6 protein-coding genes and 1 pseudogene are annotated in these 6,671 nt (G+C 70.8%); 5 read left to right on the top strand and 2 right to left on the bottom strand.

Annotation, left to right across the window (positions count from 1 at the left end; genetic code table 11):
- Positions 1–109 precede the first annotated feature (109 nt).
- Positions 110–1,813 (bottom strand): long-chain-fatty-acid--CoA ligase, encoded by a 1,704-nt coding sequence (locus G6020_RS12835; protein WP_182610887.1) that lies wholly within the window; start codon positions 1,811–1,813, stop codon positions 110–112.
- 41 nt (positions 1,814–1,854) lie between these two features.
- On the opposite strand from G6020_RS12835, the gene G6020_RS12830 reads away from it, so the two are divergent.
- From G6020_RS12830 to G6020_RS12820, 3 genes are all read left to right on the top strand, one after another.
- The gene (locus G6020_RS12830) at positions 1,855–2,604 is read left to right on the top strand and encodes a phosphoglyceromutase (RefSeq protein WP_179523393.1); all 750 of its coding nucleotides are present in this window, start codon (positions 1,855–1,857) and stop codon (positions 2,602–2,604) included.
- A gap of 111 nt (positions 2,605–2,715) precedes the next feature.
- Positions 2,716–3,912 carry an ATP-binding protein gene (locus G6020_RS12825; RefSeq protein WP_179523392.1) on the top strand — a complete coding sequence of 399 codons (1,197 nt, stop codon included), beginning with the start codon at positions 2,716–2,718 and terminating at the stop codon, positions 3,910–3,912.
- Complete coding sequence (locus G6020_RS12820; RefSeq protein WP_179523391.1) at positions 3,909–4,598, top strand: response regulator transcription factor; 690 nt, start codon at positions 3,909–3,911, stop codon at positions 4,596–4,598. The genes G6020_RS12825 and G6020_RS12820 overlap by 4 nt, the downstream gene beginning before the upstream one ends.
- A gap of 63 nt (positions 4,599–4,661) precedes the next feature.
- On the opposite strand, the gene G6020_RS12815 is transcribed toward G6020_RS12820, so the two are convergent.
- A complete protein-coding gene (locus tag G6020_RS12815) occupies positions 4,662–5,504 on the bottom strand; it encodes a hypothetical protein (protein WP_179523390.1) in 843 nt (280 codons plus the stop codon).
- Between the two features lie 33 nt (positions 5,505–5,537).
- On the opposite strand from G6020_RS12815, the gene G6020_RS12810 reads away from it, so the two are divergent.
- Positions 5,538–6,485 (top strand): Ppx/GppA family phosphatase, encoded by a 948-nt coding sequence (locus G6020_RS12810; protein WP_182610886.1) that lies wholly within the window; start codon positions 5,538–5,540, stop codon positions 6,483–6,485.
- A gap of 1 nt (position 6,486) precedes the next feature.
- Positions 6,487–6,671, top strand: a pseudogene (locus G6020_RS12805) (hypothetical protein); the annotation flags it as partial.

The raw sequence follows: 6,671 nt of genomic DNA, 5'->3' as shown, positions 1-6,671 counted from the left end.
GCGCTAGCTACCTGAGACTGCCCTCGGCCGATGTGTGCGGGACGCTCTTTTCGACGGTGTGGGCCGCCGACGGTGTGGGCCACCGACGGCGCGGGCGTCGCGGCTCCCGTCAGAGCTGCTCGGCGACCTTCTTGCGCAGGACCTTGCCCATCGGGTTGGTGGGCAGCTCGCCCAGCGCCACGAACTCCCGGGGGACCTTGTACCCGGCGAGTGAGGCCTTGCAGTGGGCGCGCAGGGCCGGGGCGTCGAGCTCGGTGCCCGGTTCGAGCACGACCGCGGCCACGACCTGCTCGCCCCCGTCCGGTCCGCGCCGGCCCACCACCGCGCAGTCGGCCACGCCCGGGGCCCTGCGCAGGACCGCCTCCACCTCGGAGGGGTAGACGTTGAACCCGCCGGTGACGATCATCTCCTTGATGCGGTCCACCACGTGGAGGAAGCCGTCGGCGTCCTGGACCACCACGTCGCCGGTGCGCAGCCAGCCCTCGTGGAAGGTCTCGGCGGTGGCCGCGGGGTTACGCCAGTAGCCCGGGAAGACCTGCGGGCCCCTGACCAACAGCTCGCCGGGCTCGCCCGGGTCGGCGTCGACGGTGGGGTCGTCCTTGTGGGCGACGCGGACGTCGGTGTCCGGGAAGGGGACGCCGATGCTGCCGGCCCGCCTCGCCGTCGACATGGGGTTGCCCACCGTGATGGGCGAGGTCTCGGTCATCCCGTACCCCTCCACGAGCAGGCCCCCGGTCGCGGCCTCCCACCTCTCGATGAGCTCGTCGGGCAGGCTCATGGCGCCGGACAGCGAGTGCCGGATGCCGTGCAGCGGGATGCCCCGCCTGCCGGCCTCCTCGAGGATCTTGGAGTAGATCGGGGGGACGGCCGGGATGAAGGTGGGCAGGTCCTTGGCCAGGATCGGCATGATGAGGTCCATCTCGGGCGCGGGCACGAGCTGCAGCCGGGCACCCACCGCGATCCCGATCACCACGCAGAGCGTCACCCCGTAGGCGTGGAACATCGGCAGCGAGGCCAGGAACCGCTCGCGCCCCAGCTCGAGCTCGGGCACCCAGGCCTCGCCCATCTTGGCATTCGCCACGAGGTTGGCGTGCGTGAGCGTGGCGCCCTTGGGCGTGCCGGTGGTGCCGGAGGTGTACAGGATCAGCGCGAGGTCGTCGGCCTTCGGGCGGGGATACGAGAAGTCCAGCTCCGGCCCGGTCTCCAGCTCGCGCCAGTCCAGCGTCCCGGGAGCGGGCGCCGAGAGCTTGGCCCGCGAGGCGCGGAGCGACGGGACGGGCAGGAGCTTCAGCGCCAGGCGCTTGGCCGCGGGGAGCTCGTCGAGCAGGTCGACGGCGACGATGTGCTCGATCTCCGTGCCGGGGCGGTCGGCCAGCTCGCGCACTATCCCGGCGACGACGTTCCAGGTCACCACCACCCTCGCGCCGTGGTCGGCGAACGGGCCCTCGAGCTCGTCGGCGGTGTAGAGCGGGTTGTGCTCGACCACGATCGCGCCGATCCGCAGCGCGGCGTAGAACACCACGATCCCCTGCGGACAGTTGGGCAGCAGGACCGCAACCCGGTCCCCGCGCCCCACCCCGAGGCGACGCAGTCCCTCGGCCGCGTGGCGGACCCGGCTGCCGATCTCGGAGTAGGGGGTCAGTCGGCCGAAGAACTCGGTCGCGGGCCGGTCGGCGTAGGTGCGCACGGCGTCGTCGAACTGGTCGATGAGCGTGGTGGTGCCGTAGTCGAGGTTATGTGTGGTGCCCGGGGTGTAGTGGGCGGTCCACGGCCGGTCGGGTCGATCGGGGGTGTCTCCGGCGTGTGTGGTCATGTCTGCACCGTAGTCCTCGGGCGTCGGGTCATAATGACCGTATGGCTTACGGAACCCTCGTCCTGCTGCGTCACGGTCAGTCCACGTGGAACGCCTCCAACCAGTTCACCGGATGGGTCGATGTGGACCTCACCGACCTCGGCCGCGAGGAGGCGGTCCGCGGCGGCAGACTCCTCGCCGAGGAGGGCATCCTCCCGGACGTGCTGTACACCTCGCTGCTGCGTCGGGCCATCACCACGGCCAACATCGCGCTCGACGCCTGCGACCGGCACTGGATCCCCGTGGTGCGGCACTGGAAGCTCAACGAGCGGCACTACGGCAAGCTCCAGGGCCTCAACAAAGCGGAGATCAAGGACGAGTTCGGCGACGAGCAGTTCATGCTCTGGCGCCGGAGCTACGACACGCCGCCGCCGGCGATCGATGCGGACAACGAGTACTCGCAGTCGGCGGACCCCCGCTACGCGGACCTGCCGGAGGTGCCGCTGACCGAGTGCCTCAAGGACGTGGTGGACCGCTTCATCCCGTACTACGCGGCCGAGATCGCGCCGCAGCTGGCGGAGGGTAAGACGGTCATGGTGGCCGCGCACGGGAACTCGTTGCGCGCACTGGTCAAGCACCTCGACGGCATTTCCGACGAGGACATCGCGGGCCTGAACATCCCCACCGGCATCCCGCTGGTCTACCGCTTCGACGACTCCGGTCTGGTCTCCAACCCGGGGGGCACCTACCTCGACCCGGAGGCCGCGGCCGCGGGAGCCGCGGCCGTCGCCAGCCAGGGCGCCCAGAAGTAGGTGTCGCTCCGGTGAACACGCGGCGAACCCCCGTCCACCTGCGGACTTCCCGCAGATGGACGGGGGTTCTCCGTTGTGGTCGCCGATTCGCCGCACCGTAGTATCTGCCTCGTGCAGGTCAGTCTCGGGATCGCCCTCGCGATCATCGCCGCAGTGGTCGGCTTTGTCGTCGGCGGGTTCGTCGTCCCCCGGCTCAACGCCCGCCGTGAGCTCCGGCTCGCCGAGCAGCAGGGTCCGAGCCGGTTGGAGGTCCTGCGGGCGGTGTACCACCAGGCGCCGTACGCGCTCGCCGTGGTGGACCGACACCAGGACGTGGTGCTCTACAACCGTCGCGCCGCGGAGCTGGGCATCGTGGACGACCGGCTCCTGGTGGACCCGGTGTGGCGCGCGGCCGAGATCACCTTCGCCGGCGGCGAGCCCTCGGCGTTCGACCTGCCCGCCAAGGTCATCACGGGGCGCCGCCGGATCCCGTCGGTGAGCGGCCGCAGCGAGATCCTCGGCGGACACCTCGGTCAGTTCGCGGTGGTGTTCGCCGACGACGACTCCGAGCAGCGGCGCATGGAGGCCGCCCGGCGCGACTTCGTGGCCAACGTCTCCCACGAGCTCAAGACACCGGTGGGGGCCATGGCCGTGTTGGCCGAGGCGCTGCTGGAGTCCAAGGACGACCCGGAGTCGGTCGAGTACTTCGGCGGCCGAGTGGTGAGCGAGGCCCACAGGCTGGGCAAGATGGTCTCCGAGCTCATCGAGCTGTCCCGGCTCCAGGGCGCCGAGCGGATCCGCGATCCCGAGCCGGTGGACGTGGACGCCGTGGTGGACGAGGCCATGCGCAGGTCGGCGTCCGCGGCGGAGGCGGCCGGGATCGAGCTGATCACCGACGCGCCCTCCGGGCTCGAGATCTCGGGCGACTGGACACTGCTGGTCACCGCGTTGACCAACCTCATCTCCAACGCCGTCAACTACTCGCCGGAGCGCACCCCGGTCTCGATCACGCGGGCGCTCGACGGGGACACCGTGATGCTGCGGGTCACCGACCGGGGGATCGGCATCGCGCCCGAGCACCAGACCCGCGTGTTCGAACGGTTCTTCCGCGTGGACAAGGCCCGGTCCCGGGCCACCGGCGGGACCGGGCTGGGGTTGGCGATCGTCAAGCACGTCGCCCAGAACCACAACGGCGGCGTCAGCATCTGGAGCAGGCCCGGGACCGGGTCCACGTTCACACTCGAACTCCCGGCCCATGTGGAGCCGGGTGGCGAGGGGGCCCCGCCCCCCGCCGAGCACGACCAACAAGGAGAGGACCAGGTGCCGTGACCAGGGTGCTGATCGTAGAGGACGAGGCTTCGCTCGCGGATCCGTTGGCGTTCCTCCTGCGCAAGGAGGGCTTCGAGGTCACCATCGCCGGCGACGGCCCGACCGCGCTGGAGAGCTTCGACGCGGAGGGCGCGGACATCGTGTTGCTGGACCTCATGCTCCCGGGCATGTCCGGAACCGACGTGTGCAAGCGCCTGCGGGTGACCTCGAGCGTCCCGGTCATCATGGTGACCGCGCGGGACAGCGAGATCGACAAGGTGGTCGGGCTGGAGTTGGGGGCCGACGACTACGTGACCAAGCCCTACTCGGCCCGCGAACTCATCGCCCGCATCCGGGCCGTGCTCAGGCGCGGCGCGGACACGGAGGGAGACCAGCCGGACGACATCGGTGTCCTGGAGTCGGGCCCGGTGCGCCTGGACATCGAGCGGCACACGGTGACCGTCCGCGGGTCGGTGGTGACCCTCCCGCTCAAGGAGTTCGACCTGCTCGAGTACCTGCTGCGCAACTCGGGCCGGGTGCTCACCCGCGGTCAGCTGATCGACCGCGTCTGGGGGTCGGACTACGTGGGGGACACCAAGACTCTGGACGTCCACGTCAAGCGGCTGCGCTCGAAGATCGAGCAGGACCCGGGCAAGCCGGTCCACCTGGTGACGGTCCGGGGCCTGGGCTACAAGTTCGAGGGCTGACCGGCTCGTCCGGTCCGGAGCGGGTTTTGACCGGCTCGTCCGGTCCGGAATGGGAGTGGTCGACTAGGGAGTCGCCCGCTCCGTCGCGGGGTGCACGGCGACGATCCCCAGCTGGCGGCGGCGCCGGCACGCCGCGGCCAGCACCTCGTAGCAGTCGGCCCCCAGCAGCTCCACCAGCTCGTCGCGCAGCGAGACGAACACCGGGTCGGCCCCGACGTGCGCCTCGGGCGATCCGGTGCAGTACCAGTCGAGGTCCAGCCCGCCGGGGCCCCAGCCGCGGCGGTCGTACTCGCCGATACGGGTGTGGAGGACCTCCACCTCGTCGGGCCGGGTCTCCCACTCCTGCGTGCGGCGGATGGGCAGTTGCCAGCACACGTCCGGCTTCGACTCGGGCAGGGTCCGCCCCGTCCTCAGGGCCATGTGGTGCAGGGCGCAGCCCGAGCCGGCCGGGAAGCCGACGTCGTTGAAGAACACGCATCGCCCGCCGTGGCGCCTCGTCCGCAGGGCGGGCTCGGGCTCGCCGTCGTCCCCGGTGAGCTCGTCCTCTTCCAGCCACGGCTCGAGATCGCCGCCCTCGGCCTCCGCGGCCTCCAGCGCGGCCCCACGGTGCTGCCAGTCCTCGGGTCCCAGGAGTTCGACGTTCACGGTCAGTCGCGCGCGGTCGTCGTCGTCACACAGGAACGCCCCGTGCGTACAACAGCCGGAGTCGGGCTGGTCGGCCTCGATGCCGTGGCAGGCCGGGGTGCCGAAGACGCAGGTCCACGAGGACAGCAGCCAGGTCATGTCCGCGGAGACGAGGTGCTGGTCGTTCGCGGGGTCCGGGAAGGTGTACCACTCGCGGGGGAAGTCGAGGGGGACTTCCGCGGCGGGCGCGCCCGGGGTGCTGGTGCGTTCGGTGGCGGTCACAACCTGCGACCGTAGACCGTTTAGGGTGGGCGTGTGAGATTAGGTGTCCTGGACGTCGGGAGCAACACGGTCCATTTCGTGGTGGTCGACGCCCATCGCGGCGGGCACCCCACGCCCATGAACGACTCCAAGACCCGTCTGCGGCTGATCGAGTACCTCGATGAGGACGACAACATCTCGAAGACCGGCATCGCCCGGCTGATCGACGCGGTCAACGAGGCCGCCGATCTGGCCAAGGCCACCAAGTGCCGCGAGGTCATGGCCCTGGCGACCTCGGCGGTGCGCGACGCCGCCAATTCGGACGCGGTGCTCGAGAAGGTCGAGAAGGAGACCGGGATCGCGTTGCGCGTGCTCTCCGGCGAGGACGAGGCGCGGATGACCTTCCTGGCCGCCCGCCGGTGGTTCGGGTGGAGCGCCGGTCGGATCGTCAACCTCGACATCGGTGGTGGCTCGCTCGAACTCACGAGCGGCGAGGACGAGCTGCCCGAGCACGCCTTCAGCCTGCCCCTGGGCGCCGGCCGGCTGACGCACGACTGGTTCAAGACCGACCCGCCCGAACGCAAGCGCATCAACCAGCTGCGTGATTTCATCGACGCCGAGCTGGAGGGCCCTGCCCGGGACCTGCGGGCCGCCGGCACCCCCGACCTGGCCTGTGCCACCTCCAAGACGTTCCGCACGCTGGCGCGGCTCACCGGCGCGGCGCCGTCGTCGGAGGGGCCGCGGGTGGAGCGGATCCTCACCGCGTCGGGTCTGCGGCAGGTGATCGCCTTTATCTCTCGCATGACGGCCGCCGACAGGGCAGAGTTGGAGGGCATCAGCTCTGACCGGTCCCATCAGGTGGTCGCGGGAGCGCTGGTGGCGGAGGCGTCGATGAGGGCTCTGGGGTTGGAAAGTGTGAAAATCTGCCCGTGGGCTCTGCGGGAGGGGCTCATTCTGCAGCGTCTCGACCGGGACGCGGGCGGCGACGGAAAGGGGAGCTGAGATGGCCGAGGATCAGGACGGTCAGCAGATCACCGTGGCGGAGCTGCTCAAGCGCATGGGCGCCGAGCAGTCGGACGCGGCCGCACCCAAGGGGCGCCGGCACCGGCGGGCCGACGAGGGCGGCAGCGGCGTGAGCGTCTCCGAGCTCACCGGCGAGATCCCGCGGATCACCGATGACACCGAGCT

This window comes from Dietzia sp. B19, from assembly GCF_014145155.1.
Taxonomy (GTDB): Bacteria; Actinomycetota; Actinomycetes; order Mycobacteriales; family Mycobacteriaceae; genus Dietzia; species Dietzia natronolimnaea.
The sequence above is the reverse complement of the archived record's forward strand: the minus strand, read 5'-3'. Positions and strand labels throughout refer to the sequence as shown.